24 protein-coding genes, 16 tRNA genes and 1 rRNA gene are annotated in these 26,210 nt (G+C 53.6%); 9 read left to right on the top strand and 32 right to left on the bottom strand.

What is annotated here, in order from left to right:
• The first annotated feature begins 51 nt into the window (after positions 1–51).
• Positions 52–855, top strand: coding sequence for an NAD kinase (locus MKY74_RS07620; protein WP_076175238.1), 804 nt, complete (start codon positions 52–54; stop codon positions 853–855).
• A 68-nt stretch (positions 856–923) separates the two neighbouring features.
• On the opposite strand, the gene MKY74_RS07615 is transcribed toward MKY74_RS07620, so the two are convergent.
• Positions 924–1,235 carry a YutD family protein gene (locus MKY74_RS07615; protein WP_076175150.1) on the bottom strand — a complete coding sequence of 104 codons (312 nt, stop codon included), beginning with the start codon at positions 1,233–1,235 and terminating at the stop codon, positions 924–926.
• A 45-nt stretch (positions 1,236–1,280) separates the two neighbouring features.
• Positions 1,281–2,162, bottom strand: a complete 882-nt coding sequence (gene lipA / locus MKY74_RS07610) for a lipoyl synthase (RefSeq protein WP_234489770.1) — start codon at positions 2,160–2,162, stop codon at positions 1,281–1,283.
• 187 nt (positions 2,163–2,349) lie between these two features.
• Here lipA and MKY74_RS07605 point away from each other — a divergent pair, with 187 nt between their 5' ends.
• The gene (locus tag MKY74_RS07605; RefSeq protein WP_076175152.1) at positions 2,350–3,441 is read left to right on the top strand and encodes a M23 family metallopeptidase; all 1,092 of its coding nucleotides are present in this window, start codon (positions 2,350–2,352) and stop codon (positions 3,439–3,441) included.
• 48 nt (positions 3,442–3,489) lie between these two features.
• Here the strand turns inward: MKY74_RS07605 and yunB are convergent, their stop codons facing one another.
• Positions 3,490–4,329 (bottom strand): sporulation protein YunB, encoded by an 840-nt coding sequence (yunB, locus tag MKY74_RS07600; protein WP_076175154.1) that lies wholly within the window; start codon positions 4,327–4,329, stop codon positions 3,490–3,492.
• A 248-nt stretch (positions 4,330–4,577) separates the two neighbouring features.
• Here yunB and MKY74_RS07595 point away from each other — a divergent pair, with 248 nt between their 5' ends.
• The 5 genes from MKY74_RS07595 to MKY74_RS07575 all read left to right on the top strand — a co-directional run bounded on the left by MKY74_RS07595 (position 4,578) and on the right by MKY74_RS07575 (position 8,951).
• Positions 4,578–5,273 carry a sigma-70 family RNA polymerase sigma factor gene (locus tag MKY74_RS07595; RefSeq protein WP_076175156.1) on the top strand — a complete coding sequence of 232 codons (696 nt, stop codon included), beginning with the start codon at positions 4,578–4,580 and terminating at the stop codon, positions 5,271–5,273.
• A gap of 30 nt (positions 5,274–5,303) precedes the next feature.
• Positions 5,304–5,897 (top strand): ATP-dependent Clp endopeptidase proteolytic subunit ClpP, encoded by a 594-nt coding sequence (gene clpP / locus MKY74_RS07590; protein ID WP_256993080.1) that lies wholly within the window; start codon positions 5,304–5,306, stop codon positions 5,895–5,897.
• 319 nt (positions 5,898–6,216) lie between these two features.
• Complete coding sequence (locus MKY74_RS07585) at positions 6,217–6,891, top strand: GntR family transcriptional regulator (protein ID WP_076175161.1); 675 nt, start codon at positions 6,217–6,219, stop codon at positions 6,889–6,891.
• A gap of 121 nt (positions 6,892–7,012) precedes the next feature.
• Entirely contained in the window at positions 7,013–8,113 is a 1,101-nt protein-coding gene (uxuA, locus tag MKY74_RS07580; protein ID WP_076175163.1) for a mannonate dehydratase, read from the top strand.
• Entirely contained in the window at positions 8,097–8,951 is an 855-nt protein-coding gene (locus MKY74_RS07575; RefSeq protein WP_076175165.1) for an SDR family oxidoreductase, read from the top strand. The genes uxuA and MKY74_RS07575 overlap by 17 nt, the downstream gene beginning before the upstream one ends.
• Before the next feature lie 78 nt (positions 8,952–9,029).
• Here MKY74_RS07575 and MKY74_RS07570 read toward each other — a convergent pair whose 3' ends face one another.
• Entirely contained in the window at positions 9,030–9,827 is a 798-nt protein-coding gene (locus MKY74_RS07570; RefSeq protein ID WP_076175167.1) for a TrmH family RNA methyltransferase, read from the bottom strand.
• An 80-nt stretch (positions 9,828–9,907) separates the two neighbouring features.
• The gene (locus MKY74_RS07565) at positions 9,908–10,570 is read right to left on the bottom strand and encodes a potassium channel family protein (protein ID WP_076175169.1); all 663 of its coding nucleotides are present in this window, start codon (positions 10,568–10,570) and stop codon (positions 9,908–9,910) included.
• 217 nt (positions 10,571–10,787) lie between these two features.
• Here MKY74_RS07565 and MKY74_RS07560 point away from each other — a divergent pair, with 217 nt between their 5' ends.
• On the top strand, positions 10,788–11,021 hold the full coding sequence (locus MKY74_RS07560; protein ID WP_076175171.1) for a small acid-soluble spore protein SspI: 234 nt from the start codon (positions 10,788–10,790) through the stop codon (positions 11,019–11,021).
• Between the two features lie 93 nt (positions 11,022–11,114).
• Here MKY74_RS07560 and MKY74_RS07555 read toward each other — a convergent pair whose 3' ends face one another.
• From MKY74_RS07555 to MKY74_RS07545, 3 genes are all read right to left on the bottom strand, one after another.
• The gene (locus MKY74_RS07555; RefSeq protein WP_076175173.1) at positions 11,115–12,698 is read right to left on the bottom strand and encodes a peptide chain release factor 3; all 1,584 of its coding nucleotides are present in this window, start codon (positions 12,696–12,698) and stop codon (positions 11,115–11,117) included.
• A gap of 147 nt (positions 12,699–12,845) precedes the next feature.
• Complete coding sequence (zwf, locus tag MKY74_RS07550; protein ID WP_076175175.1) at positions 12,846–14,396, bottom strand: glucose-6-phosphate dehydrogenase; 1,551 nt, start codon at positions 14,394–14,396, stop codon at positions 12,846–12,848.
• A gap of 168 nt (positions 14,397–14,564) precedes the next feature.
• Entirely contained in the window at positions 14,565–15,329 is a 765-nt protein-coding gene (locus MKY74_RS07545; RefSeq protein ID WP_076175177.1) for a YwmB family TATA-box binding protein, read from the bottom strand.
• A 175-nt stretch (positions 15,330–15,504) separates the two neighbouring features.
• Between MKY74_RS07545 and MKY74_RS07540 the strand changes: the two genes are divergently transcribed.
• Positions 15,505–15,837: a hypothetical protein gene (locus tag MKY74_RS07540; RefSeq protein ID WP_076175179.1), complete on the top strand. Its 333-nt coding sequence runs from the start codon at positions 15,505–15,507 to the stop codon at positions 15,835–15,837.
• Between the two features lie 107 nt (positions 15,838–15,944).
• Here the strand turns inward: MKY74_RS07540 and MKY74_RS07535 are convergent, their stop codons facing one another.
• From MKY74_RS07535 to MKY74_RS07420, 24 genes are all read right to left on the bottom strand, one after another.
• Positions 15,945–16,592, bottom strand: coding sequence for a response regulator transcription factor (locus MKY74_RS07535; protein WP_076175243.1), 648 nt, complete (start codon positions 16,590–16,592; stop codon positions 15,945–15,947).
• A complete protein-coding gene (locus MKY74_RS07530) occupies positions 16,573–17,655 on the bottom strand; it encodes a sensor histidine kinase (RefSeq protein WP_076175181.1) in 1,083 nt (360 codons plus the stop codon). The genes MKY74_RS07535 and MKY74_RS07530 overlap by 20 nt, the downstream gene beginning before the upstream one ends.
• 15 nt (positions 17,656–17,670) lie before the next feature.
• Positions 17,671–18,318 (bottom strand): cell wall-active antibiotics response protein LiaF, encoded by a 648-nt coding sequence (gene liaF, locus MKY74_RS07525; RefSeq protein ID WP_076175183.1) that lies wholly within the window; start codon positions 18,316–18,318, stop codon positions 17,671–17,673.
• A gap of 173 nt (positions 18,319–18,491) precedes the next feature.
• Positions 18,492–19,199 (bottom strand): PspA/IM30 family protein, encoded by a 708-nt coding sequence (locus MKY74_RS07520; protein ID WP_076175185.1) that lies wholly within the window; start codon positions 19,197–19,199, stop codon positions 18,492–18,494.
• Positions 19,200–19,202: 3 nt separating this feature from the next.
• Positions 19,203–19,691, bottom strand: a complete 489-nt coding sequence (locus tag MKY74_RS07515) for a PspC domain-containing protein (RefSeq protein ID WP_076175187.1) — start codon at positions 19,689–19,691, stop codon at positions 19,203–19,205.
• A 4-nt stretch (positions 19,692–19,695) separates the two neighbouring features.
• Entirely contained in the window at positions 19,696–20,370 is a 675-nt protein-coding gene (locus tag MKY74_RS07510; protein WP_076175189.1) for a PspA/IM30 family protein, read from the bottom strand.
• A 78-nt stretch (positions 20,371–20,448) separates the two neighbouring features.
• The gene (locus MKY74_RS07505; protein ID WP_076175192.1) at positions 20,449–20,754 is read right to left on the bottom strand and encodes a LiaF transmembrane domain-containing protein; all 306 of its coding nucleotides are present in this window, start codon (positions 20,752–20,754) and stop codon (positions 20,449–20,451) included.
• 633 nt (positions 20,755–21,387) lie between these two features.
• Positions 21,388–21,467: transfer RNA gene (locus MKY74_RS07500), tRNA-Leu, on the bottom strand.
• Between the two features lie 18 nt (positions 21,468–21,485).
• Positions 21,486–21,562, bottom strand: a tRNA-Arg gene (locus MKY74_RS07495).
• Between the two features lie 12 nt (positions 21,563–21,574).
• Positions 21,575–21,648: transfer RNA gene (locus MKY74_RS07490), tRNA-Cys, on the bottom strand.
• Between the two features lie 9 nt (positions 21,649–21,657).
• A tRNA-Gly gene (locus MKY74_RS07485) sits at positions 21,658–21,732 on the bottom strand.
• Positions 21,733–21,738: 6 nt separating this feature from the next.
• Positions 21,739–21,813: transfer RNA gene (locus MKY74_RS07480), tRNA-Gln, on the bottom strand.
• Between the two features lie 22 nt (positions 21,814–21,835).
• Positions 21,836–21,911 (bottom strand) — tRNA-His (locus MKY74_RS07475).
• Between the two features lie 31 nt (positions 21,912–21,942).
• Positions 21,943–22,016 (bottom strand) — tRNA-Trp (locus tag MKY74_RS07470).
• A gap of 10 nt (positions 22,017–22,026) precedes the next feature.
• Positions 22,027–22,112 (bottom strand) — tRNA-Tyr (locus MKY74_RS07465).
• Positions 22,113–22,115: 3 nt separating this feature from the next.
• Positions 22,116–22,191: transfer RNA gene (locus MKY74_RS07460), tRNA-Thr, on the bottom strand.
• 23 nt (positions 22,192–22,214) lie between these two features.
• Positions 22,215–22,290, bottom strand: a tRNA-Phe gene (locus tag MKY74_RS07455).
• Positions 22,291–22,347: 57 nt separating this feature from the next.
• A tRNA-Asp gene (locus tag MKY74_RS07450) sits at positions 22,348–22,424 on the bottom strand.
• Positions 22,425–22,461: 37 nt separating this feature from the next.
• Positions 22,462–22,535 (bottom strand) — tRNA-Met (locus MKY74_RS07445).
• 35 nt (positions 22,536–22,570) lie between these two features.
• Positions 22,571–22,646: transfer RNA gene (locus MKY74_RS07440), tRNA-Val, on the bottom strand.
• 93 nt (positions 22,647–22,739) lie between these two features.
• Positions 22,740–22,814: transfer RNA gene (locus MKY74_RS07435), tRNA-Glu, on the bottom strand.
• 9 nt (positions 22,815–22,823) lie between these two features.
• Positions 22,824–22,915: transfer RNA gene (locus MKY74_RS07430), tRNA-Ser, on the bottom strand.
• Positions 22,916–22,919: 4 nt separating this feature from the next.
• A tRNA-Asn gene (locus MKY74_RS07425) sits at positions 22,920–22,995 on the bottom strand.
• A gap of 68 nt (positions 22,996–23,063) precedes the next feature.
• Positions 23,064–25,993, bottom strand: a 23S ribosomal RNA gene (locus tag MKY74_RS07420).
• Between the last annotated feature and the right edge of the window lie 217 nt (positions 25,994–26,210).

Raw genomic sequence — 26,210 nt, 5'->3', positions numbered from 1 at the left:
TCCGATATTGTTTATGATTCTTATAAACCCATTACAAAGGAGCTTACACCCTTGAGATACTATGTTCTGGATCGCGGGGATCAGTTATCCGTGGATTTAAGCGAGCAGTTCCATAAGCTTGCGGCGCAACGGGGATTTCAGCTGGATGCCGAATCGCCGGAGATTGTCATTTCCATCGGCGGGGACGGCACCATGCTTCATGCCTTTCATACGTTTATTGACCATATTCCCGACATTGCCTTCGTAGGGGTTCACACCGGACATCTGGGATTCTATGCGGACTGGAAAGCGGACGAGCTGCCGCAGCTGATCGAACTGATGAGCTCTGCGGCCAATTCGGGCTCCATTCGTCCGCGAATCGTCAAATATCCGCTGCTTGAACTTGAAATTCATAGAAAATCGGGCAACGCTTCCTATATCGCCTTGAACGAGTTCACTCTGAAAGGCGTCGACGGAACGGTAGTGGCCCAGGTGGACATCAACGACCAAACCTTTGAAATGTTCCGCGGCGACGGGATCTGCGTCTCCACGCCATCCGGAAGCACGGCATATAATAAAAGTCTTGGAGGCGCCATGGTGCACCCGACTATCGAGGCGCTGCAGATCGCAGAGATCGCTTCGATCAACAACCGCGTCTTCCGGACGATGGGCTCGCCCCTTCTGCTGCCCAAGCACCATCACTGCGACATTTTCTCCCGCAAAGAGCAGCGGCTCTTACTCTACATCGATCATGTCAACCTGCAGGTGGACGACCTCATCTCGGTTCGCTGCCAGGTCGCCAAGGAGAAGGTCAGCTTTGCGAGATACCGCCCGTTCCCGTTCTGGAACCGGGTGCGGGAAGCTTTTCTGGGATAGATCAGCGTCAAGAACGGATGTTGGATAAAAAAACTTATACTTTCTGATCTCATAACAAAAAGCGGCTCCTATACGGAACCGCTTTTTGTTTTCTCTTTGGGCTGCGACTCCCGGCTCTTCTGCAGTACAAAGTACGCGCAGCCGAAGTTGCAGTATTCGTTAATGTAATCCATCATGCCGGAAATGGCTGTGTCTTTGGTTGCTTTGGGATGCTTATCCCGGTAAAACCCTTTAAGCCGGAGCTGACTGTAGCCCCAATCGCCGACAATATAGTCGTACCGGTCCAGCACTTCACTGTATCGTTCACGAAAGGCTTCAAGGTTCCAACCGTCTTTATGATCTTTAAGCACCTCATAATTTTTTCCGCCGATCAGAATCAATGAACTACCCCTGCCTTTCTGCCTGAGGTTATCGTATAATGGCGCCTATTTATGCTGTGCAGCGGATTGTACCTGCTCATGGGCATGGTAGGAGCTGCGCACAAGCGGTCCGGATTCCACGTGGCTGAATCCCCGCTTCATGCCTTCTTCCTTCAGAGCGGCAAACTCATCCGGATGATAATATTTAACCACATTTAAATGCTGCGGAGAAGGCTGCAAATATTGTCCGATCGTCATAATGTTGCAATCCACGGCGCGAAGGTCGTCCATCGCCTGCAAAATTTCATCCCATTCTTCGCCGACTCCCAGCATGATGCTGGACTTCGTCGGAATGTTCGGCTGCATTTCCTTCGCTCTGCGCAGCAGCTCAAGGGAGCGGTCATACTTCGCTTTGGCGCGCACACGATTCGACATGCGTTCCACCGTTTCAATGTTATGGTTCAAAATATCCGGCTTCGCGTCCATTACGGTCTTCAGGGCGTCCCAATTGCCCATAAAGTCCGGAATCAGCACCTCCACGCTGCACAGCGGCAGACGCTTGCGGACAGCCTTGATCGACTCTGCGAAAATAGACGCACCTCCGTCGGACAGATCGTCCCGGGCCACACTGGTGATGACGCAGTGGCGCAGACCCATGTTCTCCGCCGCTTCAGCGACACGTTCCGGTTCCTGGAGATCCAGCTCCGTCGGTTTTCCTGTATTGACTGCACAAAAACGGCAGGCCCGCGTACAAATATCGCCGAGAATCATAAACGTGGCGGTACGATTGGCCCAGCATTCATATATGTTAGGGCAACGTGCTTCTTCACATACCGTGTGAAGGGTCTTAGAGCGCATCATGCTCTTGATTTCCTGGTAATTGTCACCGGTTGTCAGTTTGATGCGAATCCAATCCGGCTTTGGCTCCTTGATGGTATTCGTAGGCAATGTTCTGACCTTCTTTCGCTATCATGGTTAGCTGCTGCATGTTCTATATTATATCATGAAATCAGCCAAAATACTTCCATTTCCAAGCACGGATAAATTCGAGGTTCTTGATTCACTCTAAGGCTATGTCGGTCCAGTCCGAATATTGAGCGAGGACTGCATCAAACTGGCAGGAGGTAGAGAACCGATGAAATACATTGTTCCGCACACACGGTGGCTCAAACGTTCGCTGACAGGTGTACTCGCATCGGCGCTGCTGCTGGGTTGCTTTCACCTTACCGGCAAGGTGGACGCGGAGCCGGCGGCTCCGGATCCTAACCAAGCCGCCAAGTCGCTGGACCAGCTGAGCCGGACAGAAATCCTGGAGTCCAGAAAGGCACTTTATGCGAAGATCAGCAAGGCCACCAACATCCCTTGGTACAGAATTGCCGCGATCGACCAGTACGAACGGACCTTGACCAAAGCCCATCCAAAGGATCGCAAGCACCCGGAGCGCCTCACCGGCATCCTCATTACGGAACCGGCCTGGTCGGGAGTGTTCAATCCGGAATTGAACGATCATAACCCGCGGTCCATTTCCATCTTCAACGGGTACGGCCGCGACGGCTCCGGCGACGGGCGGGCAGATCCCGACAACGACCTTGATGTGCTGTACAGCATGGCGAATTATTTGCAGCGGTACGGCAAATCACAGGAAGATTTCAACATCGCGATGTGGGAATATTACCATAACAGCCGCTCGGTTCAACGGATCGAACAATTCTCCAAGCTGTATGAAAAATTCGACACGCTGGATTTATCCGGGCATGCCTTCCCTCTCCCCATCGGCAGCAGCTATTCGTACCGGAGCACCTGGGGAAGCGGGCGGAGCTGGGGAGGTTACAGGATCCATGAAGGCACGGACATCTTTGCGAACTACGGCGTTCCCGTACGAAGCACCTGCTATGGCGTAGTTGAGCTCAAGGGGTGGAACCCGTTCGGCGGTTGGCGCATCGGCATCCGGGATTTGGACAACCATTACCATTACTACGCTCATCTGCAGGGGTTTGAAAAGTCCATCAAGCAGGGGGATATCGTCACACCAGGACAAACGATCGGCTGGGTCGGCAGCTCCGGCTACGGGAAACCCGGCACGCAAGGTAAATTCCCTCCGCATCTGCACTACGGCATCTACCGTGACAGCGGCCTGGTCGAATGGTCGTTCGACCCTTATCCATCCCTCCGCCACTGGGAAATGGAAGAGCGCAAAGCGCTGAAACAGAAAAAGGGATCCTCCTGAACCGCGTGTTCGGGAGGTCCCTTTTTTCATATTGCTATACCAGGCCGTTTAGTGCTTCCCTGCCTCCCCCGTGACCCCGCTCGTCGAATCCGTTGTTCCGAGGTTTTCCCCTCCCGGATGGATGCTGGGCGGGGTAACGGCGGCTGGGCTTCCGCCTTGCTGGCTTTGCACTCCGGCTCCGGGCAGCGCGATGCTTGGCGCCGCGGCCCCGTTCTCCCCGACCGGCGTGCCCTTGCTGTCGTAATAATACATCGGCACGTTGCCGACGACCATCAGGTAAGAGACCGGGATTTCCGTATCGACGATTTCCGGCTCCATGTCGAACGGCACGACGACTCCCACTTCGACCGTTACATGAATGTAAATCTCCACGAGCACCATATTGATCCCCGCATCTTTTTCTCTCGTTTTCAGATCTACCTTGACCGCACCTTGAGGCTCGACCCGAATCGGAATATTGGGGCCGAAGGATGCAATGATCGGGCTGCCGAGCGCCTGGCCCAGCGGAATGCTCTCGGCCAGCTTATGTTTGTCCTCCAGTGTGGACTGAACCACCTTAAAGGTGCTTGAGGTAATTTTCATATGCTCTGCGTAATTCAGCATAAAGCCGGACACTTTGCCGGACGTATCCATTTTCCAATCGATCAGGTCATCCGCGTTCTCGCCCTCCGCCACCTGCGCAGCCACCGCTTCGTTAATGGCGTCGGTCGCAATCTGCTTCATGCGGATTTTGGCCAGGTACATGATGGGCGGCTTCAGATGATTTTCGACATAGGCGAAGCCCTGGAGCATAAGTATGAGAAAAACCAATGCACCGATCAGCCATACCCTCCGCCGGCTCCGGGGCCTGCTCGCCCCTCTGCTGCGCCATCTGGCCCTTCTTTTCATGCCGGAACCCCTCCTTCGAAGCCGTAGGTTACCTTATCAGCATATGCCCGGGCTTGGCAAAAAAGAAGAGCAAGCCCCACTCCTGCCAAGGAGCAGCCACTTACGTATTTTGTTATACTGGTATCAACATTAGAGGAAGATCGTAATCCCCTTTCAACATGTTATTTTTAAAAAAATGAGCATCCCGTATCCTTTTCCCCCTGTTCAAACGTTATTTCTATAGAGGCCTCTACAGGAGTGTGATTAACATGTTAATCCGTCAATTCCATGACACCGGATATCATCGCGAGGATATTTCGGAGCTGTACCCAAGCTTGAAAAAATTCTGCCTGAGCGTCACCCGCAACCGCTGGGATGCCGAAGATCTGGCACATGACACCATCGATAAAACGCTGCGCTTCTGCCTGAAAGACCCGTCTTCTCCGCGGCAGCCCAGCCTGCCGCTTATGATGACCATTGCCCGCAACCATTGGATCGATCTCGTCCGTAAAAGGTCGCGTGAGTCGGCCGAACCGATGGTTGAGCTGCAATCAACCGATCACCCGATCGATACGCTTCTGTCCGGGCTCGACACCTTGATGGAGAAGCTGACGCCAAAGCAGCTGCTGGTGTTCGTGCTGAAGGACGTGTTTGAGAGCCGGGTGTCGGATATCGCCAGCATGCTGGAACTGAATGAAACGACAGTCAAATCACTGCTGCACAGGGCGCGCCGCAACCTCAGCGGAGACACCGGCGAAGCCATTTCACCGGACCCGCACTGGAAGGACGTCGAGCAGGAGGAGTTTCGCCATATCCTGCTGACCGCCATCCGGCAGGAGAAGCCTGAGCTGCTCCAGCGCCTAATGGAAGCTCTGCAGCCGGCAACGGACCGGGCCCCCGTGGTCGGTTTCGGCCGGACACGGATGTCCTCCGGAAGGGGTATGTCCCTGCGCTGTGCGGCGTAGATCCTTGTGCCTTCCCATATAAAGGAGGCCATGAACATGAACACAATTCCTTACGTTGTGGAACAAAGCCGGCTTGGCGAGCGTTCCTATGATATTTATTCACGTCTTTTGAAGGACCGGATTATTTTTCTCGGTTCCGAAGTGAACGACGTGGTGGCCAACAGCATCATCGCACAGCTGCTGTTCCTGGCCGCCGACGATCCGGAGAAGGATATTTCCCTGTATATCAACAGCCCAGGGGGCTCTACCTCGGCAGGCTATGCCATTTTGGACACCATGGACTACATCAAGCCGAAGGTCACCACGATCTGCATGGGCCTTGCCGCATCCATGGGTGCGGTGCTCTTCCTTGCCGGGGAAAAGGGCATGCGTTATGCCCTTCCCAACAGCGAGTTCATGCTGCATCAGCCGCTCGGCGGAGCCCAAGGCCCCGCTGCCGATATCGATATCACGGCGCGCCGGATATTGAAGCTGCGAAGCAAGATCAACGATTTTATCGCGGAGAGAACCGGACAGCCGCTCGAACGCATTGAGAAGGATACCAATCGCGACTTCTTCCTCACCGCCCAGGAAGCGCTGGAATACGGCATCGTGGACCGGATCATTACGCAGCCGGTAAAATAACCGAACGCTGTAAGCCCGGAAATCTGCGGCTAGCCGACCTACCACCATGAACACAGAAGATTCATGCCCGCACGATTCGTATTCAGCGCTATGCCAGATTAAAAAGCCGACGGACTTGTCCGCCGGCTTTTTTCTGTCCTGTACCCGGCTCTCAAACCTGTACCATGACGGGTTTTCAGAGCTTGTAGAACCTGCCGAATCCTATGGGCCTGCATTATATTGGCTTTTCATTCAAATATCCAGGTCGGTCAGTCACAAATTTTCATTTCGTCTGCCATACTTGTATGGTAGTATGGAAGTGTCAGGAGGTATCCATGAAATGGATGAAACTATGCTCCAATCCGGTTCAGCCGGAAATCTCGTGTACCAACAGCTCAAGCAGCAAATTGTCAGTCTGGAGCTTCCCCCGGGTACGGCCCTGTCCGAGAAAGAAACGTCCCTGACCTTCCACGTCAGCCGGACGCCGGTTCGGGAGAGCTTCGTACGCCTGGCCCAGGAAGGCCTGCTGCTGGTGCTGCCTCAAAGGGGAACCCGTGTCTCGCTGATCGATCCGGACATGGTGGAGGAAGCCCGGTTCATGCGCGAGCAGCTGGAGAAGGCCGTCATCCGTCTCGCCTGCGAGTCCTTTCCCGCAGACAAGCTGCAGGAGATGGAGAACAATCTCGTGATGCAGCAGGAGAGCATGAAGCAGCTTGACGGCAAGCGAATGTTTGAGCTCGACGAGGCTTTTCACCGCATCCTGTTTGAGGGCGTCCGGAAAATGGGCACATGGAACGTCATTCAGCAGATGAACGCGCATCTGAACCGCACCCGCGTGTTATGGCTGTCGCTGGATCCGCACTGGGGGAACCTGTTTGAGCAGCACCGGGAAATGATCCAAGCCATCCGCAGCCGGAATGCGGACCTCGCCGAACGGATCATGAAGGAGCATCTAACCCTCAGCATTTCGAACCTCCCGGTCCTGAAACAGCGCTACCCGGAATATTTCAAGTAAGTCATGCTGGCCTGTGTAGCAAGGCCGCCGGAGCATGCCATACCGGTACCGGCAATAGTGCCGATGAAATGGCAGCAGCTTCTTTCTGCAAAACAACATAATGACAAGGCGGTGTATGGGATTGCGTATGGTATTCCGTTGGTTCGGCGAAGGCAATGATACGGTTTCGCTGGATCATATCAAACAAATTCCCGGTGTCGAAGGGATCGTGTGGGCGCTTCATGACGTCCCGGCCGGAGACGAATGGCCGATGGAGAAGATCATCGCTGTTCGGGATCAAGCTGCAGCACAACACCTTCATATTGACGTGGTGGAAAGCGTTAACGTCCATGAGGATATTAAGCTGGGCCTGCCGACACGGGACAAGTATATCGACAATTACATCAAAACGATCGAAAAGCTGGCGCAGGTCGGCGTGAAAGTGATTTGTTACAACTTTATGCCGGTGTTCGACTGGGCCCGGACGGAACTCTACAAGCGGCTGGAGGACGGCTCCACGGCACTCTTTTTTGAAAAATCCAAAATCCACGGCATTGACCCGTTCGACCTTGTGCAGACGATCAACCAGAACAGCTCCCTGACGATGCCCGGCTGGGAACCCGAACGTCTTGCGCATCTGACCTCCCTGTTTGAGGCCTATCGGAATGTGACTTCAGAGGACCTATGGGACCATCTCGCCTATTTCCTGGAGGCGGTCATTCCAACCGCGGATCGCTGCGGCATTACGATGGCCATCCACCCGGACGATCCGCCATGGTCGATTTTCGGGCTGCCGCGTATTATTACCGGCCAGGACAGCCTGCGGCGTCTGCTCTCCCTTGTGGACAGCCCGTCCAATGGCATTACGCTGTGCAGCGGCTCCCTGGGGGCCAATCCGGACAACGACATCATCGCCATGATCCATGAGTTTGCAGACCGGATTCCTTTTGCCCATATCCGCAATGTGCGCGTGTATGAGAACGGCGACTTTATTGAGACTTCGCACCGGACGCAGGACGGCACCGTCGATATCGCGGGCATCGTCAAGGCATATCATGACACCGGCTTTACCGGTTATGCCCGCCCGGACCACGGCAGACATTTATGGGGCGAGCAGTGCCGGCCGGGATACGGCCTGTATGACCGCGCCATGGGTATTATGTATCTGTGGGGGCTGTGGGACGCCTACCAGAAGCTTCAACCTACCGCAGAAAAGAGGGATACGCATGAAAGCATTGCCTAACCACCCTGCCCTGCACGGAAAAACAGCCGTTGTTACCGGCGGGTCCGGGGTTCTCTGCAGCGCGATGGCGCTGGAGCTCGGACGCCAAGGGGTGAAGGTCGCGATTTTGAACCGGACGGGGGAAAAGGGCGAAGCCGTTGCCCGGCAAATCCGCGAGGCGGGCGGTCAGGCGCTTGCCGTGGCCTGCGACGTGATGGAGCTCGGCAGCGTGCAGGCGGCGGAGCGCCAGGTCCGCGAGACCCTCGGCCCGTGCGACATCCTGATAAACGGAGCGGGTGGAAATCATCCCAGTGCTAACACGACGGAAGAGATCTATAAGTCGGAGCACCTTGGACAGCCAGGGATCACGACGTTTTTTGATCTCAGCATCCAGGGATTCCAGAACGTGCTCGGCCTCAATATGATCGGCACCCTCATTCCGACCCAGGTCTTTGCCGGGCAGATGATCGGCCGTCCCGGTGCGGTTGTGCTGAACATATCTTCCATGAGCGCACCGAGTCCTATGACCAAAGTGCCCGCGTACAGCGCAGCCAAAGCCGCGATTAACAACTTCACTCAGTGGCTGGCGGTTCACCTTGCCGAATCGGGCATCCGGGTCAACGCCATTGCCCCCGGCTTTTTCCTGACGGAACAGAACCGGAAACTGCTGACGAACGAGGACGGGTCCCTGACCGAACGTTCCCATAAAATCATCAGCCACACGCCGATGCGCCGGTTCGGCGTTCCGGAAGACCTGCTGGGCACCCTGCTCTGGCTGGTGGACGACACCACCTCGGGCTTTGTCACCGGCACGGTGGTGCCCGTTGACGGCGGATTTATGGCCTATTCGGGCGTGTAATGAAACGCAAAAAAGGCAGCTCCGCATCGCATACCGATCGGAATTGCCTTTTATTTTTATTTTCACGAGCAGGCGGGTTCAAGCAAAATGCCGCTGCCGCATCGCCTCGAACAGCATCAGCGTCGAAGCCATCGCCACGTTGAGCGACTCGGCCTGCCCCCGCATCGGAATGATGAGCGCGTCATCCACCAGCTGCTGCGCCTGCTCCGACACCCCTTTGGCTTCGTTGCCGACGAGCAGCCAGCAGGAGCCCCGCCGGAAATCGTAGCTGTAGCACGTGTCCTGCGCCTGCAGGCTGGTGCTGATCACCCGCGCGCCGCTCCGCTTCGCCTCCGGCAGGATCTCCATCAAATCACCCTCCACCACGGGTAAATGGAACAGCGACCCCATGGTCGAGCGGATCGTCTTCGGATTGTACAGGTCGGCCGACCCGCGCCCCAGAATGACCCCGTCCGCCCCCGCCGCATCGGCACTGCGGATGATTGTCCCGACATTGCCGGGGTCCTGCACGCCGTCCAGGACGATGACCAGGCTGCCCTCCCGGCTCATCAGGGCGTCAAGACCTGCCGCGGATTTGGGCTTCCGGGCAACGGCAAAGACCGGCTGCGGCGTTTTGGTATCCGTACACTTCGCGATTACCGCAGGCGATACGCCGATCCACTCCGCAGATTCCCCGCCGGCCAGGTGGGCAAGCTCGGACGGAATCCCCTGCTCCAGGTCAAACGCGACGCATTCCAGGTCTGCCCCGGCCGTCAGCGCCTCCTGCACGAGATGAATGCCCTCGATGATAAATTTATGCTGCTTGTCCCGGTGCTTCTTCTCGAGCAGCTGTGCCCATTCCTTGACCCGGGGATTTTGCGGTGAAATGATGTCCATCCTTAACCGTCCTTCTCATGATTCATCTGTCAAACTGCTCCTCTGCCCCAGCACGAGGTCCTCCCGCGCTGAGGATCGGATCATTTCGGATAAGCCAGCTCCAGCTTGGTCAAATCGCTTTTCTCGCCGACGATAACGAGTACGTCGTCTTCGCTCAGCGGGGCATCGGCATACGGCGAAATATCCATCTTTGTACCGTGCTTGATCGCCATGACGTTGCAGCCGAAGCGGGCGCGAATGTCGAGCTCCCTCAAGTTTTTGCCGACCATGTCCTGCGAAGCCTTTAATTCCAAAATGCTGTAGTCTTCGGAAATCTCGATGTAATCCAAAATATTCGGCGAAGTGAGATGGTGGGCGACGCGCATGCCCATATCCCGCTCCGGAAAAATCACTTTATCGGCGCCGATCTTTTGTAAAACCTTGCCGTGCAGTTCATTTTGCGCCTTGACGATAATCGTTCCGACCCCAAGATCCTTCAGGATGAGCGTCGTCAAAATACTGGATTGGATGTCTTCGCCGATGGCGACAACCACCACGTCAAAATTGCGGATGCCCAGGGCACGAAGCGCCTCTTCATCCGTTGAATCCGCTGATACGGCATGCGTAACCATATTCGATACCGCCTGGGTGCGCTGTTCATCCGAATCGATGGCAAGCACGTCAAACCCCATCTCGCTCAGTGTGTTTGCAACACTGGAGCCAAAGCGCCCCATACCGATGACGGCGTACTGCTTTTTTGCCATATGTTAACCTCCACGACTATAAGAAGTCTATCCTGATTATTATATCACAGCAGGTGAAAAACTTGAATTTTGCCACCTGCCTCGGGGCACATTACTAAAGAATATCATTACAATTCAGACTGAGCCCTGGGAAGCGGGACGTCGTTCGCACCGATATACGGAGCGGGCGGCTCTGACGTGAAGGGTTCATACTTTTTAGCCTGGAGGGAAAACGATCATGTCAATTCTTCTCGACCTGCGCCAAGCCATTGTCCATAAGGTCCATGATTCCAATGAAGCCGAGCTTCGTGAAATGATTGAAGGATCCGTCGACGGTCCGGAGCAGGCGCTCCCTGGCCTCGGAGCGATCTTTGAGATGATGTGGAAAAATATCGACACGAAGCAGCAGAACGAGCTCGTCCATGTGGCTCATGAGCACCTCAAGACGATTAAGCCGGGTCCATTGACTTAACAAAGACGCCGGTGCTTTTACCGCAACGACAAATACCCCTCCGCTGGGAAACAGCTGAGGGGTATTTCCTATATTACAGAAGCTTCATCAGACTTAAGGAGCCGTCTCCAAAAACTTCGCGGTCGGATTTTTTTCCATCGCGGTCCGCATCGCATATTCGTTTTCGAACAGCACGACATAGTTGCCCTTCTTATCCTTCACCAGCGTCGAGTTGATGCGGAATTTGCTCGGATCGATCTGGTCGTCCACGATCCAGCGGGCGAACTGGTACGGCATCCGCTGCAGCTGCACATCCACGCCGTACTCGCCTTTCATCCGGTATTCGAATACTTCGAACTGCAGCTGGCCGACAACGCCGAGAATCGTATCGTCGAAGCTGACCGTATGGAACACCTGAATGGTCCCTTCCTCCGTCAGCTGGTCGATGCCCTTCTGGTACTGCTTGTGCTTCAGGGCGTTCTTGACCGTTACCTTGGAGAAAATCTCCGGCGAGAACGTCGGCAGCTCGTCAAAGACGATTTCGCTGCCTTGGCTCAGCGAGTCGCCGATCCGGAAAATGCCCGGGTCAAACAGCCCGACGATATCGCCAGGATACGCCTCATCGACGATGTCGCGGTCCTGTGCCAGGAACTGCTGCGGCTGCGACAGCTTGATGTCCTTGCCGACCCGCACATGCTTGACGGTCATGCCGCGCTGGAACTTGCCGGACACGATCCGCATGAAGGCGATGCGGTCCCGGTGCGCCGGGTTCATGTTCGCCTGGATTTTGAAAATGTATCCCGAGAACTTCTCGTTCGTCGGCTCGATCAACCCAGCGGTGCTGCGGCGCGGCTCCGGCGGCGGGGCCAGCTGCAGGAAGTTCTCCAGGAACGTCTGCACCCCGAAGTTGTTGATCGCACTGCCGAAGAACAGCGGCGTCAGTTCGCCCTTTTGTACCTTTTCCAGGTCAAATTGGTCCCCCGCTACGTCCAGCAGCTCCAGGTCCTGGCACAGCTGATCGTGCAGGTAATCCCCCGCCATCTCACGGATAACCGGGTCGTTATAGTCCTCCACCTTCTGTACCTGAATGGTCGAGTGGTCGTTCCCCTGGAACAGCTCGACCTGATTCTTCATGCGGTCGTAGACACCGCACAGCTCGCGTCCGGTACCGATCGGCCAGTTCATCGGCACAGAGCGGATGCCAAGCACCTGCTCCAGCTCCTCCATCAGGTCGAACGGACTCCGGCCTTCCCGGTCGAGCTTGTTAATAAACGTAAAAATCGGAATGCCCCGCTTCGCGCAAACCTGGAATAGCTTGATCGTCTGCGCCTCGACCCCTTTGGCCACGTCGATCAGCATGACGGCGCTGTCGGCAGCGGTCAGCGTACGGTACGTATCTTCACTGAAGTCCTGGTGACCCGGGGTGTCCAGAATGTTGACCCGATGTCCGTTATAGTCGAACTGCATCACCGACGAAGTAACCGAAATCCCCCGCTGCTTCTCGATTTCCATCCAGTCACTGGTCGCGTGCTTGCTCGCTTTGCGCGCTTTGACCGTACCAGCCAGCCGGATCGCGCCGCCGAACAAGAGCAGCTTCTCCGTTAATGTTGTTTTACCTGCGTCCGGGTGGGAGATAATCGCGAACGTCCGGCGCTTCTCCACTTCCTGCTGCAGCGTATCATCTATCGCTTTGCTCATTTCACTATTCCCTTCATCACTAAAGTCATGTCTATTATTGTATCACATTCTCTACGCAAATCACCCCCATGCAGAGGCTGCATGAGGATGATTTCATTTCAGGCTATGTCTTTAGTGAAACATAAGGCAAGCACCGGCACAACGGTTTTATTTGCCAATCTGCCACACGACGTTGTCCTCTTCCTGGCCGTTCACCGGCCACCAGTGGAAGCCGTCCGCTTTCAGCAGTTCGTCCGTTTCCTTCGGTCCCCAGGACCCGGCAGGATAATAAGAGATATCACCCTGATTTTGCGCCCAGGCTTCGGCGATTTTATCGACGAAGGACCAGGCCGACGCCACTTCATCCCAGCGGGTGAAATACGTCGATTCGCCGCGGGCTGCATCATGCAGCAGACGCTCATACGCTTCAGGCGAGTTGATGCCGACCATGCAGCTCTGGCAGAAGTCCATCGCGAGCGGCTCGATTTCATTTTCGGAGCCCGGCTTCTTCGCGTTGATCTTTACGTAGATGCCTTCCATCGGGTTCACCCGGATAACCAGCAGGTTCGGTTCGAGCTTGTATTTTTTACCCAAATACACGTTGTTCGGCATGCTCTTGAATTCCACGACGATTTCCGTCGTTTTGACCGGGAGGCGTTTGCCTGTCCGGATATAGAATGGTACGCCCGCCCAGCGGAAATTATCCACGAACAGCCGTGCCGCAAAATACGTTTCCGTATTGGAATTCGGGTCGACCTTGTCCTCCTCACGATAGGCTGGCAGGTCCTTACCACGGGCAGAGCCCTTGATGTACTGGCCGCGGATGACATTCTTCTTCACTTCTTCCGCTGTCTCGTAAGGCCGGAGCGAACGGAGCACCTTCACCTTCTCGTCACGGATGTCCTCCGGCAGCAGGCGGCTCGGCGGCTCCATCGCGATCATCGTCAGCATCTGCAGCATATGGTTTTGTCCCATATCCCGGAGTGCGCCGGCATGGTCGTAGTACCCTCCGCGCTCTTCAACACCGACGGTTTCGCTCAGCGTAATCTGCACGTTGGCAATATGCTTGTTGTTCCACAGCGGCTCGAAAAACGCGTTGGCGAATCGGATGACTTCGATATTCTGCACCATTTCCTTGCCCAGGTAGTGGTCGATCCGGTAAATCTCTTCTTCCTTAAAGACCTGGCGAATCTGTTCGTTCAGCTCTTCAGCCGATTTCAGATCGTAGCCGAACGGCTTCTCGATGACGAGGCGGTTCCAGCCTTCGGCATCCAGCATGCCGCCCTTTTGCAGGTTAAACGATACGCTGCCGAACAGCTCCGGCGCCAGGGCCAGGTAGAACAGGCGGTTGCCCGGAATGCCGAACTGCTTCTCCAGCTTCACCGTCTGTTCGTTTAATTCACGGAATCCGTCGACGTTGTTGATATCGAGGGACTTATATTCAAAATGCTGCGCAAACGTCTTCCAATTGTCGTTGTCCTCCGCCTTGTAACGGCAAAATTCCTGAATCGACTGGAAGATGTCCTCACGGAACTCCTCCTGGGTACGCGGACGCCGCGCGACGCCGATGACCGCAAAATCCTCGGCTAATTTACCTTCACGGTACAAACTATAAATGGCAGGAAACAGTTTGCGTTTGGCCAAATCCCCGGTTGCCCCGAAAATAAAAAATACAGCACCAGGTGTTTTGAGTGCTTCAAGATTTTGATTTTCAGTCATGGCTCCTCATTCTTTCTATGTCGTATTTTGGTCTCTTCAAAATCCCGATTTTACACCATAATTTGGTGGCATAAAATGATTGATGTCATTTTAGCACATTCATCAGCATGATGCTATCCGTTTAACTTCGTGGTAAATCAAAAATTTCTTTCCGCGTGCCAGGCAGGTCTAATACTCAATCGTAATGACCGGAAGCCCGATCGTCACCCGGCTGCTGCCGGTCGATTGATCCTCATGAACCGCCACCTGCATGTTCAGAACCTTCCCTCCGCTTTGAATGCCGGACCGCAATGAAGGCACCTCGTAAGCGTTGCTGACCGTAGTCGCATCCTCGTAGGATTCCGCTTTTGTCGCCGCCATATTTCTGAAAATGCCATCCTCTACCGCTTTCATGGTCGAACCGGCAGTATGCTCCCCTTTAACCGTTCCCTGCAAAGAAGCATTCCATTCAGCATCGATGCCGTTTTCGTGCAATGCCTGTCCGTATTCCGACTGGAGTTCAGTCAAGGCGCTCAGCTGCTCATCACCAGCCGCCTCCAGTTGAATAATAATATAACTGCGATCCTCTGAAATCTCCTGCCAGTTAAACCGCACGTTAACGCCATTTTTCGTATCCACGACCCGGTACGTCAAATGACCGCCTTCCGTCAGCTGCTGTACTCCCGGCAGATTCAGCGATTGGGACAGCCCCTCAGCCGCCTCGTACGCATCTTGATTTCCGTTGGCTTCCCAGTCTCCCTGCCACTTCACAACCAGACGCTGCGGCACGTCTACCACTTCATTTCCCAGCTTCAAGAGGGTGCGCAATTCTTCCGGATCCTGATGGGACGGCGCCGACGTCTGATTCGCGCTGTACCACAAATACCCCATCCATACCAAAGCCGCTATGCATACCGCCAAACCTAAACCTGCCCATCTCCGGACTGCCATCATCCCTCATACATCCCTTCACCAGGAAATCTATCAATCTACTAAAAGGATGTCCGTTTCCGGGGCGATTATACCTAAAGCCGAACGATAGGCGAAATTGGGTGAATGACCATAGCCGCGTCCATAGGCCATGAATACACTGGTTAATAAAAATGATAAGGGAGGTTCGCACACTTCCATGATCCCTATTTACCCATTAACAGAGGAAAATATTCGGCAGCACTGCGGCAAAATGGTCGCTGCCTGTATGTATGACGGCAGAGTATATACCGGAAAGCTGACCGAGTGCAAAGACGGCCATATTATTCTGAACGGGCCGGAAGGCACCCAGCTGCACGGCGCCAAAGTAAAGGGCGGCCATAAAAAACGCGCAAAGGGGCCTGTAGCCAAAGCTCCGCAAAAAGCCAACGTCCGCGCCTTCTATCCTTATTATCCGTATGGCTATGGATTCGGCTTTGGAGCTGGCCTGGCGCTGAGTCTGGCCACCCTCGGGCTGCTGTTTTTGATTTAGCGGTCTTCAAAACTTACACATTATGATCTAAAAAAGCCCCTGGAAGCTATCCGCTCCTCAGGGGCTTTTCATCTGCTATGGACTGATTTGCTTTGGATTCAACCTAACTATTCCGCCAGACCGTTTTTGTAAGCGTAGATCGCCGCCTGCGTGCGGTCGTCTACGCCCAGTTTCGCCAGGATGTTCGTCACATGGAACTTGACCGTTTTGATTCCAATGATGAGGTCATCGGCGATTTCCTGGTTGGACTTGCCCTGCGCCAATAGGCGGAGCACATCCATTTCGCGGTCGGTCAGCTCCTTGTGCGCCGGGGCCTCCACCTCCGGATGGCGGAACCGGTTCATCATCTTGGAGGCGACCTGCGATTCCAAGACCGATTGGCCGCGCGCCGCGGCGCGGATGGCGTCGGCGATTTCGCTTGCGCGCGACGTCTTCAGCAGGTAGCTGAATGCGCCAGCCTCGATAACCGGGTACATTTTCTCGTCGTCCAAATAGCTTGTCAGCACGATCACCTTGCAGTCCGGGTACAGCTTCAGCAGCTGCCGCGTCGCCTCAATCCCGTCCATGCCCTCCATCACCAGGTCCATCAGGACGACGTCGGGTTTGTATTCCCGGGCAAGGCGGATGCCTTCCTCCCCGCTGCCTGCCTCGCCGACGACTTCGATGCCGTCCTCAGTCCCCAGCACGGCCGCCAGACCGATCCGCACCATCTCGTGGTCATCGACGAGCAGCACTTTAATCATGGGTGTTTCCATTTCCAAGATCCTCACTCCCTGCTTTGTCTTCAGATACAATCGGCACGGTAATTTCGATACGTGTTCCCTTGCCGGGCGCCGTAATAATTTGGATCGATCCGCCGATTTCGTTGACGCGTTCCTGCATATTGGAAAGGCCGTAAGAAGCCTGTTTTGTCTCGTTTAGTTCAAAGCCCTGGCCGTCGTCACGCAGCATGACCCAGACCATGTCTTTCTTTTGGTGAATCCGGATTTCCATCTTATCCGCTTTGGCATGCCGGAGCGTGTTAGACATCGCCTCTTGGATGATGCGGAACAGATGGTTTTCGATTCCTTTTACCAGGTGGATGCCTTTGTCCATCTCAAACACGATTTCCATCGGAACCTTCACTTTGAGCTCTTTGATCAGCTCGCCGAGGCCTTGCTCCAGCGGCTTGCCTTCCAGATAGACCGGCCGGAGATGCAGCAGCAGCGCTCTCATTTCTGATTGGGCCACGGCGGCCATTTCTTCGATGAGCGCCACCTGGCGCTGGGCCTTGTCAAAATCCTTCTCAAGCGTCCTCCCCACGGCCGTCGCCGTCATCGATATCGCAAACAGCTGCTGGGATACCGCATCATGCAGCTCCCGCGCCAGCCGCTGGCGCTCCTCTACGATCGCGGATATCCGCGCCTGCTCGGCCAGCTGGGCATTATTCGTGGATAAGCGCTGAAGGGAGTTGACCTGCTCCTCCCACTTTTTGCTGATGCGTCCAAGCTGCTCGCCAAGGCGCCCGACCTCGTCGCTGCCAAGCTCCGGTACGGAGCGGGCGACGTTCCCTTTTTCCCAGGAGAGCAGCGTTTCCCGCAGCCGTTCCAGCTTCAATTTTACCCGATAGCTCTGATAGAACCCGAAGATAGCTCCCAGACCGATCGGAACCAGGATCAGCGTAGCACCGGCCTGCAGCGTTTTTTGCCAAGAATCAAACGGGGCCAAATAACCATATGTATAAAGTACGTAAAAAATGATCAGGAGCATAACAAAAGAAAGAAGGGCCCCCTCGCCCATGCTCCGGGAGACCATATTAGCCGGTTTTCTGGTTTTCATCAGGGAACCCTCCTCCTATGACAGATCAATATCAACATCTCCTACCAGGTAGGAAATATGGAATTTAACTTTGTATTCGCTGGTCTCATAATTAGGGGATTTCCAGTTCAAACGGTTCATCAAGCCGTTATCCCGGTGCCCTCTGAAATCGATCGCCCCGAACAGGACGAACACTTCAAGCTCCACCCCGTAATACTCCGGAATTTTAATGTCCGTATCCCCCATGATGCCTTGAAACATCATCACCGTACGGTGTTCCTCGGGGATCGCAAGCGACAAATCCAGATCGGCTTCGTTGATGACATGCCAGACGCTTTGGCTTCTCATAGCCCAAGGGACCTGGTCCCAATTGTAATGACCCGAAAAACCCTGCTTCTGCAGGTACCCATCCCGGTTTTGTACCTTCCTTGCCTTTACAAAAAACCATCCCAGGGAGATCAGCGCAATCCCCAGCACGATCAGCAAATGATCAATCAGCAGCAGGATGGCTCCGACCGCAACGAGACGGTAGCCCCTCTTCACTTTTCCGCCGCGAATCGTATAAATTCCCATAAGAATGAATAAGAGGGCGACGATGGTAAAAAAGCCGACCCACCTGCCGAAGAGCATGAGGAGGCCGATCCCGATGAGAATCAGCGCAATGAAGCGATTTCTTTTTTCCATGCCGCACCTCCTTATGATGTCTTGGTTTATCGGAAAAGTAAGACCGGAAAAGCCATAGGGTTGTGACGGGCACACTCCTTATGGCTTCACCGGGATCCAGGAAGATGTGAATGAGGTCTCGCGCCCTTATTCCATTCTTCCTAGCATATCATATTGTCCGCAGAATTGAATACTTATTCTTTATTCGATTTGGAAGGAGCGGCAGCCGGCGGGTTCAGCTTGCTTTTCAGCGCGCTGAGCTGTTCTTCCACCTTCAGCTGCTTCTCCGCATCGACCGGGCTGGTGAAAGCGGATGTTGTTTCCGGACGGTAAGGGGCACGCATCACATCGGCTTCAGCTTCCATTTGCATGATCTTTTCTTCCATGCGGTGGAATCCAAGGGACGCGCTGCCGCTTTCGATCGTATGCAGGCTGCTGATTTGAGACATTTGCTTTTTGGCTTTCGCCATTTGCGCACGGGCTACGAGCTCATTGCGCTTGTTGCGCATTTTGTAGAACTCGTCTTTCATGTCATGGAGTTGCTGTACCAGTTCTTTAGCTTGTGCCTCGGATTGAGCGTGCAGTTCTTGGTACTCGGACAGTTTTTGGTCAAAATAAATCTTTTCCTCGAGCAGCTTGCGCGCTACTTCTTCCTGGCCGTTACGAAGTGCCAGTTCAGCTTGTGCCTCACGTTGGCCGGCCATCTTCACGGCTTCTTCCACGCGCTGCTTCATGCGGCGTTCATTGGCCATTTGCTTCGCTACTGTAACTTCCGCGTCATGGATTTCTGCCTCCATATCGCGCAGATACTGGTTCAGCATAATTACCGGATCTTCAACTTTATCCAATACCTCGTTCACCGATGCTTTCGTCATATCCTTAATTCTTTTAAATACTCCCATGTTTTACACTTCTCCCTTCTCGTACTTAGATAATTTTTTTTTCAATTCCTCAAGCTCTTTCTTCATGGCTTTCTTCTCGATATCTTCCATCATGGCGTCCAGGTCGGATGCGGACGAGCTGTATCCGCCCGGTCTGCCTCCGCCGTAAGGCGAACCGTTGTATTTGGCTCTAGGGTCAAAAGATTGGGCACCATAAGCGTCGTTGCCTTGCTGACCGTTGCCGTAGTAGCTGCCGGACCCCATACTATTGCCGTAGTATCCGCCCCCAGCTGCCCCCGGTCCCGGTCCATATGGATTAAAAGGTGTCGTAGGTTCTTTAGGGATGACCAAAGCCGCGATAAAGTAGATGAACAGCGTGGTCCCGCCGGTAAATGGGATACTGATCAAAAACAGGATCCGCAGCAGCGTGGAATCGATGCCAAAGGTATCGGACAGACCGCCGCACAAACCGGTGACCATTTTATCGCGGGTCGATCGGTATAGCTTGCTCATGACGTTACTCCTTTCCGCTGTTGTTCAGCTTTTCCTTCAGGCGGGCCAGCTCCCTTTCCAGCACGCTGGATACCGTTCCGCTGGCTTGCTCGAACAGTTCCTGACCGCCGCGGCGCAGATCGCGCAGACTGCGTGCTTCAAATTCCCAATCGGAAATGCGGTCTTCCAGACGGTTGAACATCTTGGGAACATCCTGTCCGCCAAAACCTTCCATGCGCTGATTCATCCGCTGCTGAAGTCTGAGGGTTTCCATCCGTGCCGCGTAGTATTGACGTTTGCTGTACACGGTTTGGTACTCCAATTTCAGGTCGTTCAGTTGATTTTCCAGCTCGGTGAGCGACTGGCGGGTTGTATCCAGCAGTCCTCCGTATTGCTCGAGCTTTTCTTCATAGATGATTTTTTCCTGCAGTGCGAGCTTGGCTAGATGATCCTCGCCGGCCTTCAGAGCCAGCAGCGCCTGCTCCTCACGCTTTTCCTTCATGTTGGATGCCTGATCCACTTGCTGCTTCAGCTGTCTCACGTGAGCGGAGTACTGCTGAACGAGCTTCTCGGCTTCCATAATATCGTCACGCGTTGATGCCAAAAACTGATCGATCAACCGTACCGGGTCCTGACTTTGTTCCAAACGTTCATTTAATGTCGCTACGGTGATATCCCGTACCCTGCGAAATACGCTCATCTGTTTTTGCTCCCTCCTTATAAGCTGTGATCGCCTATTCGTTTGATTGTATTTATTGAAGGTAATTCTTTGTTACCGTTACATCCACTTCGACGACTTCTTACCTTTCAGCAGCATAATCCCGAACACTACCAGGGCAATTCCCAGCAGCGGTCCGATGATCCAGGACAGCTTCGCCAGAAGTCCCATGACACCGAATGCGAGGATAATCGTACCGATGACCACCTTACCTCTGCGAATTCCATAATAGCCGAGCACGATCATCAGGATCGGGAAGATCAATCCGATCAGCCTGCCGAATAATGGAGCGAATACTCCCAGGAGCATCAGTGCCCCGATTGCGATCAATACGATCGCCCAACCAGAAGTTTTATTTGTTCTCATGCATTGTCACCGCCTTTCGTTTGTATCAACCTTATGACTCTATTTTAGGTTCAATCCGGGTTTTCCAAAACGGACCCAAGACGGTTTTTAATCCTAGACCTAAGTCGGGGGAAGGCTCGGACCTTAGACGAAGCAAGCTTTTTCTGCATGTAACGCGGCAGCCACATCCTCCACTGGCAGCTCCAATTGCCCGTTTATAGGGCATGATCAACACGCTCTGGAACTTCAATGAGCAGTTTACTTATACAATGCTTGGGATAGGGAGTCGTTGGAGGCTCTGAGCAAGGGATTTAGCACTTAGCTAAAGAAACATAGAGCCTGTTTAACCCGGTTAAAGCTGGCTGGAATGGTTTATCAGCTTTAAACAAGGATGGGGAAAACGTTCAAAGGGAGTAATGGTAGAACGAACGGATTGATCAGAGGATCTTTAAATACCATACAGTCATACAAATAAACGCAATACGAATTATAATGGCCGTCTTTCAGCGGGATGTCATCAGGTGGCTGATTGGAAGGAGAAGTGCAAGTGTACAGCAGGATGAGGGATTAACGAACGACGAACGATGGCTCGGTGTACAATGTTAGTCTATACAAGAAAAAGCCTTGGATATTTTCCAAGGCTTTTCTCTATGATGCCGGTGAAGGGACTCGAACCCCCACGGTTTCCCTCACGATTTTGAGTCGCGCGCGTCTGCCAATTCCGCCACACCGGCATATTCAGTTAAAAAAAATGGCGCGCCCTAAGAGATTCGAACTCCTGACCTTTTGATTCGTAGTCAAACGCTCTATCCAGCTGAGCTAAGGGCGCATATGAAGTTAATGGAGGCGCCACCCAGATTCGAACTGGGGATAAAGCTTTTGCAGAGCTGTGCCTTACCACTTGGCTATGGCGCCGAAATCAAATGGAGCGGACGACGGGAATCGAACCCGCGACCCTCGCCTTGGCAAGGCGATGCTCTACCGCTGAGCCACGTCCGCTTAAACTGGCTGGGGATATAGGATTCGAACCTATGCATGACGGAGTCAAAGTCCGTTGCCTTACCGCTTGGCTAATCCCCAACAAGATTGTCATTATAAGTTATGGGGCGATCGATGGGACTTGAACCCACGAATGCCGGAGCCACAATCCGGTGCGTTAACCCCTTCGCCACGACCGCCATAATAAAAGATATGAAGCTGTATTTCGAATGGCAGGGGCAGCAGGAATTGAACCCACACTAACGGTTTTGGAGACCGCTGTTCTACCTTTAAACTATGCCCCTATAATAAAACTGGTGGAGGCTGATGGATTCGAACCACCGAACTCGTACGAGAACAGATTTACAGTCTGCTGCGTTTGGCCACTTCGCTAAGCCTCCATATGGTGCCGGCGAGAGGACTTGAACCCCCAACCTACTGATTACAAGTCAGTTGCTCTACCAATTGAGCTACACCGGCTTTTATGCTTATTATTAAATTCATGGTGGCTCGGGACGGAATCGAACCGCCGACACGAGGATTTTCAGTCCTCTGCTCTACCGACTGAGCTACCGAGCCTAATTTTGTTTCTATCAAGAGTATTATTGCAACAAACTAAACTCTCAAGAAAATAAATGGCGGAACCGACGGGATTCGAACCCGCGATCTCCTGCGTGACAGGCAGGCATGTTAGGCCTCTACACCACGGTTCCACGGCCAATTATGTATCTCCATAAATAAGGAGATAAATTGCGGGGGCAGGATTTGAACCTGCGACCTTCGGGTTATGAGCCCGACGAGCTACCGGACTGCTCCACCCCGCGTCATTAAAAAATATTTATTTTCTTTAAAGTATACATGGTGGAGGCTGAGGGGATCGAACCCCCGACCCTCTGCTTGTAAGGCAGATGCTCTCCCAGCTGAGCTAAGCCTCCATAAGAAACACTTTTAATATCTTAGCAGATAAACCACTAAAAAGGCAAGCATTTTTTCTTTTGGATTCTCATCCCTGAAGCTAATAATTAAAGTGGTGACCCGTATGGGATTCGAACCCATGTTACCTCCGTGAAAGGGAGGTGTCTTAACCCCTTGACCAACGGGCCAAACTATAATGGCGGAGAGAGAGGGATTCGAACCCTCGAGACGCTTTTGGCGCCTACACGATTTCCAATCGTGCTCCTTCGGCCAACTCGGACACCTCTCCATAATGGCTCCCCGAACAGGACTCGAACCTGTGACAACTCGATTAACAGTCGAGTGCTCTACCAACTGAGCTATCAGGGAACAATATTTAATTCAAGTGTTTGATCACCTGAAAACTAGATACGAAACGAATCTACATTTTATATTTTTTGGATAAGCCCTCGACCGATTAGTATTGGTCAGCTCCATGCATTGCTGCACTTCCACCTCCAACCTATCTACCTCGTCGTCTACAAGGGGTCTTACATACTGGGAAATCTCATCTTGAGGGGGGCTTCACGCTTAGATGCTTTCAGCGCTTATCCCGTCCGTACGTAGCTACCCAGCCATGCTCCTGGCGGAACAACTGGTGCACCAGCGGTACGTCCATCCCGGTCCTCTCGTACTAAGGACAGCTCCTCTCAAATTTCCTACGCCCACGACAGATAGGGACCGAACTGTCTCACGACGTTCTGAACCCAGCTCGCGTACCGCTTTAATGGGCGAACAGCCCAACCCTTGGGACCTACTTCAGCCCCAGGATGCGATGAGCCGACATCGAGGTGCCAAACCTCCCCGTCGATGTGGACTCTTGGGGGAGATAAGCCTGTTATCCCCAGGGTAGCTTTTATCCGTTGAGCGATGGCCCTTCCATGCGGTACCACCGGATCACTAAGCCCGACTTTCGTCCCTGCTCGACTTGTAGGTCTCGCAGTCAAGCTCCCTTCTGCCTTTGCACTCTTCGAATGATTTCCAACCATTCTGAGGGAACCTTGGGGCGCCTCCGTTACTCTTTAGGAGGCGACCGCCCCAGTCAAACTGCCCACCTGACACTGTCCCCATACCGGATCACGGTACCAGGTTAGAACCTAGATACGATCAGGGTGGTATCCCAACGGCGCCTCCACCCAAGCTGGCGCTCAGGTTTCAAAGGCTCCCACCTATCCTGTACAGATCGTACCCAAATCCAATATCAAGCTGCAGTAAAGCTCCATGGGGTCTTTCCGTCTTGTCGCGGGTAACCTGCATCTTCACAGGTATTAAAATTTCACCGGATCTCTCGTTGAGACAGCGCCCAAGTCGTTACGCCATTCGTGCGGGTCAGAATTTACCTGACAAGGAATTTCGCTACCTTAGGACCGTTATAGTTACGGCCGCCGTTTACTGGGGCTTCGGTTCACAGCTTCGGGGTAAACCCCTAACCGCTCCCCTTAACCTTCCAGCACCGGGCAGGCGTCAGCCCGTATACTTCGCCTTGCGGCTTCGCACAGACCTGTGTTTTTGCTAAACAGTCGCTTGGGCCTTTTCACTGCGGCCCCCTCGTGCTATTCACACTACCGGGGCACCCCTTCTCCCGAAGTTACGGGGTCATTTTGCCGAGTTCCTTAACGAGAGTTCTTCCGCGCGCCTTAGAATTCTCTTCTCGCCTACCTGTGTCGGTTTGCGGTACGGGCACCTTCACCTGGTTAGAGGCTTTTCTTGGCAGTGTGAGATCATGACCTTCGGTACTGTAATTTTCCCTCCCCGTCACAGCCCAGCCTTAAAGTGTGCGGATTTGCCTACACACCAGCCTCACTGCTTGGACGAGCATCCATCAGCTCGCGTCACTACCCTCCTGCGTCACCCCATCACTCATAACGGTTTACGGTGGTACAGGAATTTCAACCTGTTGTCCTTCGATTACGCCTGTCGGCCTCACCTTAGGTCCCGACTTACCCTGAGCGGACGAGCCTTCCTCAGGAAACCTTGGGCTTTCGGCGGATCAGATTCTCACTGATCTTTTCGTTACTCATACCGGCATTCTCACTTGTATACGCTCCAGCACTCCTTACGGTATACCTTCAACGCTGTATACAACGCTCCCCTACCCCTGATGCATACGCATCAAGCCATAGCTTCGGTGGTGTGTTTAGCCCCGTTACATTTTCGGCGCAGAGTCACTCGACCAGTGAGCTATTACGCACTCTTTCAATGGTGGCTGCTTCTAAGCCAACATCCTGGTTGTCTGTGCAACTCCACATCCTTTCCCACTTAACACACACTTGGGGACCTTAGCTGATGGTCTGGGCTGTTTCCCTTTTGACAATGGATCTTAGCACTCACTGTCTGACTCCCGGTTACAAGTCAATGGCATTCGGAGTTTGACTGAGCTTGGTAACCCTTGCGGGCCCCGCACCCAATCAGTGCTCTACCTCCACGACTCTATTCACCGAGGCTAGCCCTAAAGCTATTTCGGGGAGAACCAGCTATCTCCGAGTTCGATTGGAATTTCTCCGCTACCCCCACCTCATCCCCGAATTTTTCAACATTCGTGGGTTCGGGCCTCCAGTGCGTGTTACCGCACCTTCACCCTGGACAGGGGTAGATCACACGGTTTCGGGTCTACGTCCACGTACTTAATCGCCCTATTCAGACTCGCTTTCGCTGCGGCTCCGGCTTCTCACCTTAACCTTGCACGGGAACGTAACTCGCCGGTTCATTCTACAAAAGGCACGCCATCACCCATAAACAGGGCTCTGACTTCTTGTAAGCACACGGTTTCAGGTTCTATTTCACTCCCCTTCCGGGGTGCTTTTCACCTTTCCCTCACGGTACTGTTTCACTATCGGTCGCTAGGGAGTATTTAGCCTTAGCAGATGGTCCTGCCAGATTCATACGGGGTTTCACGTGCCCCGCACTACTCGGGATCCGTCTCGGAGGGAACTGACTTTCGGCTACAGGGCTTTTACCTTCTATGCCGGGCCTTTCCAGACCTCTTCGCCTAACCAATTCCTTTGTAACTCCATGTGAGACGTCCCACAACCCCGGCCAGCAAGCTGACCGGTTTAGGCTGTTCCGCGTTCGCTCGCCGCTACTGACGGAATCACTCTTGTTTTCTCTTCCTCAGGGTACTTAGATGTTTCAGTTCCCCTGGTATGCCTCAATCTGTCCTATGTATTCAGACAGAAGTGACTGACTATTACATCAGCCGGGTTTCCCCATTCGGACATCCCCGGATCAAAGCTTGCTTACAGCTCCCCGAGGCAGTATCGTTGTTCGCCACGTCCTTCATCGGCTCCTAGCGCCTAGGCATCCTCCGTGTGCTCTTAGTAGCTTAACCATGCTACTTTTAAGACTTAACTTGTTGTGACACAAGTTCAGCTAAAAGGATATTTCTAAAACGCAGATTCGTTTCGTTATCTAGTTTTCAAGGATCAAATCATCCAGTCTCGCGACCGGACTTATATCATACCAAATCCCGAATCGCTTGGCTACAAGCAAGTTCTGGAAATCGTATGCGAGAGTTTGAACTCTCAAAACTGACCAACGAGTGAGTA

Source organism: Paenibacillus sp. FSL R5-0378 (genome assembly GCF_038009285.1).
Taxonomy (GTDB): domain Bacteria; phylum Bacillota; class Bacilli; order Paenibacillales; family Paenibacillaceae; genus Paenibacillus_AQ; species Paenibacillus_AQ favisporus.
Note: the sequence above shows the minus strand (reverse complement) of the source record. Positions and strands in the feature narration are given on the sequence as shown.

Excerpts from the sequence above, each read along its gene's own strand:
- MKY74_RS07605 (WP_076175152.1), top strand. The coding sequence starts at position 2,350 with ATGAAATACATTGTTCCGCACACACGGTGGCTCAAACGTTCGCTGACA.
- yunB (WP_076175154.1), bottom strand. The coding sequence starts at position 4,329 with ATGAAAAGAAGGGCCAGATGGCGCAGCAGAGGGGCGAGCAGGCCCCGG.
- MKY74_RS07595 (WP_076175156.1), top strand. The coding sequence starts at position 4,578 with ATGTTAATCCGTCAATTCCATGACACCGGATATCATCGCGAGGATATT.
- clpP (WP_256993080.1), top strand. The coding sequence starts at position 5,304 with ATGAACATGAACACAATTCCTTACGTTGTGGAACAAAGCCGGCTTGGC.
- MKY74_RS07585 (WP_076175161.1), top strand. The coding sequence starts at position 6,217 with ATGGATGAAACTATGCTCCAATCCGGTTCAGCCGGAAATCTCGTGTAC.
- MKY74_RS07575 (WP_076175165.1), top strand. The coding sequence starts at position 8,097 with ATGAAAGCATTGCCTAACCACCCTGCCCTGCACGGAAAAACAGCCGTT.
- MKY74_RS07570 (WP_076175167.1), bottom strand. The coding sequence starts at position 9,827 with ATGGACATCATTTCACCGCAAAATCCCCGGGTCAAGGAATGGGCACAG.
- MKY74_RS07565 (WP_076175169.1), bottom strand. The coding sequence starts at position 10,570 with ATGGCAAAAAAGCAGTACGCCGTCATCGGTATGGGGCGCTTTGGCTCC.
- MKY74_RS07560 (WP_076175171.1), top strand. The coding sequence starts at position 10,788 with ATGTCAATTCTTCTCGACCTGCGCCAAGCCATTGTCCATAAGGTCCAT.
- MKY74_RS07555 (WP_076175173.1), bottom strand. The coding sequence starts at position 12,698 with ATGAGCAAAGCGATAGATGATACGCTGCAGCAGGAAGTGGAGAAGCGC.
- zwf (WP_076175175.1), bottom strand. The coding sequence starts at position 14,396 with ATGACTGAAAATCAAAATCTTGAAGCACTCAAAACACCTGGTGCTGTA.
- MKY74_RS07545 (WP_076175177.1), bottom strand. The coding sequence starts at position 15,329 with ATGATGGCAGTCCGGAGATGGGCAGGTTTAGGTTTGGCGGTATGCATA.
- MKY74_RS07540 (WP_076175179.1), top strand. The coding sequence starts at position 15,505 with ATGATCCCTATTTACCCATTAACAGAGGAAAATATTCGGCAGCACTGC.
- MKY74_RS07535 (WP_076175243.1), bottom strand. The coding sequence starts at position 16,592 with ATGGAAACACCCATGATTAAAGTGCTGCTCGTCGATGACCACGAGATG.
- MKY74_RS07530 (WP_076175181.1), bottom strand. The coding sequence starts at position 17,655 with ATGAAAACCAGAAAACCGGCTAATATGGTCTCCCGGAGCATGGGCGAG.
- liaF (WP_076175183.1), bottom strand. The coding sequence starts at position 18,318 with ATGGAAAAAAGAAATCGCTTCATTGCGCTGATTCTCATCGGGATCGGC.
- MKY74_RS07520 (WP_076175185.1), bottom strand. The coding sequence starts at position 19,199 with ATGGGAGTATTTAAAAGAATTAAGGATATGACGAAAGCATCGGTGAAC.
- MKY74_RS07515 (WP_076175187.1), bottom strand. The coding sequence starts at position 19,691 with ATGAGCAAGCTATACCGATCGACCCGCGATAAAATGGTCACCGGTTTG.
- MKY74_RS07510 (WP_076175189.1), bottom strand. The coding sequence starts at position 20,370 with ATGAGCGTATTTCGCAGGGTACGGGATATCACCGTAGCGACATTAAAT.
- MKY74_RS07505 (WP_076175192.1), bottom strand. The coding sequence starts at position 20,754 with ATGAGAACAAATAAAACTTCTGGTTGGGCGATCGTATTGATCGCAATC.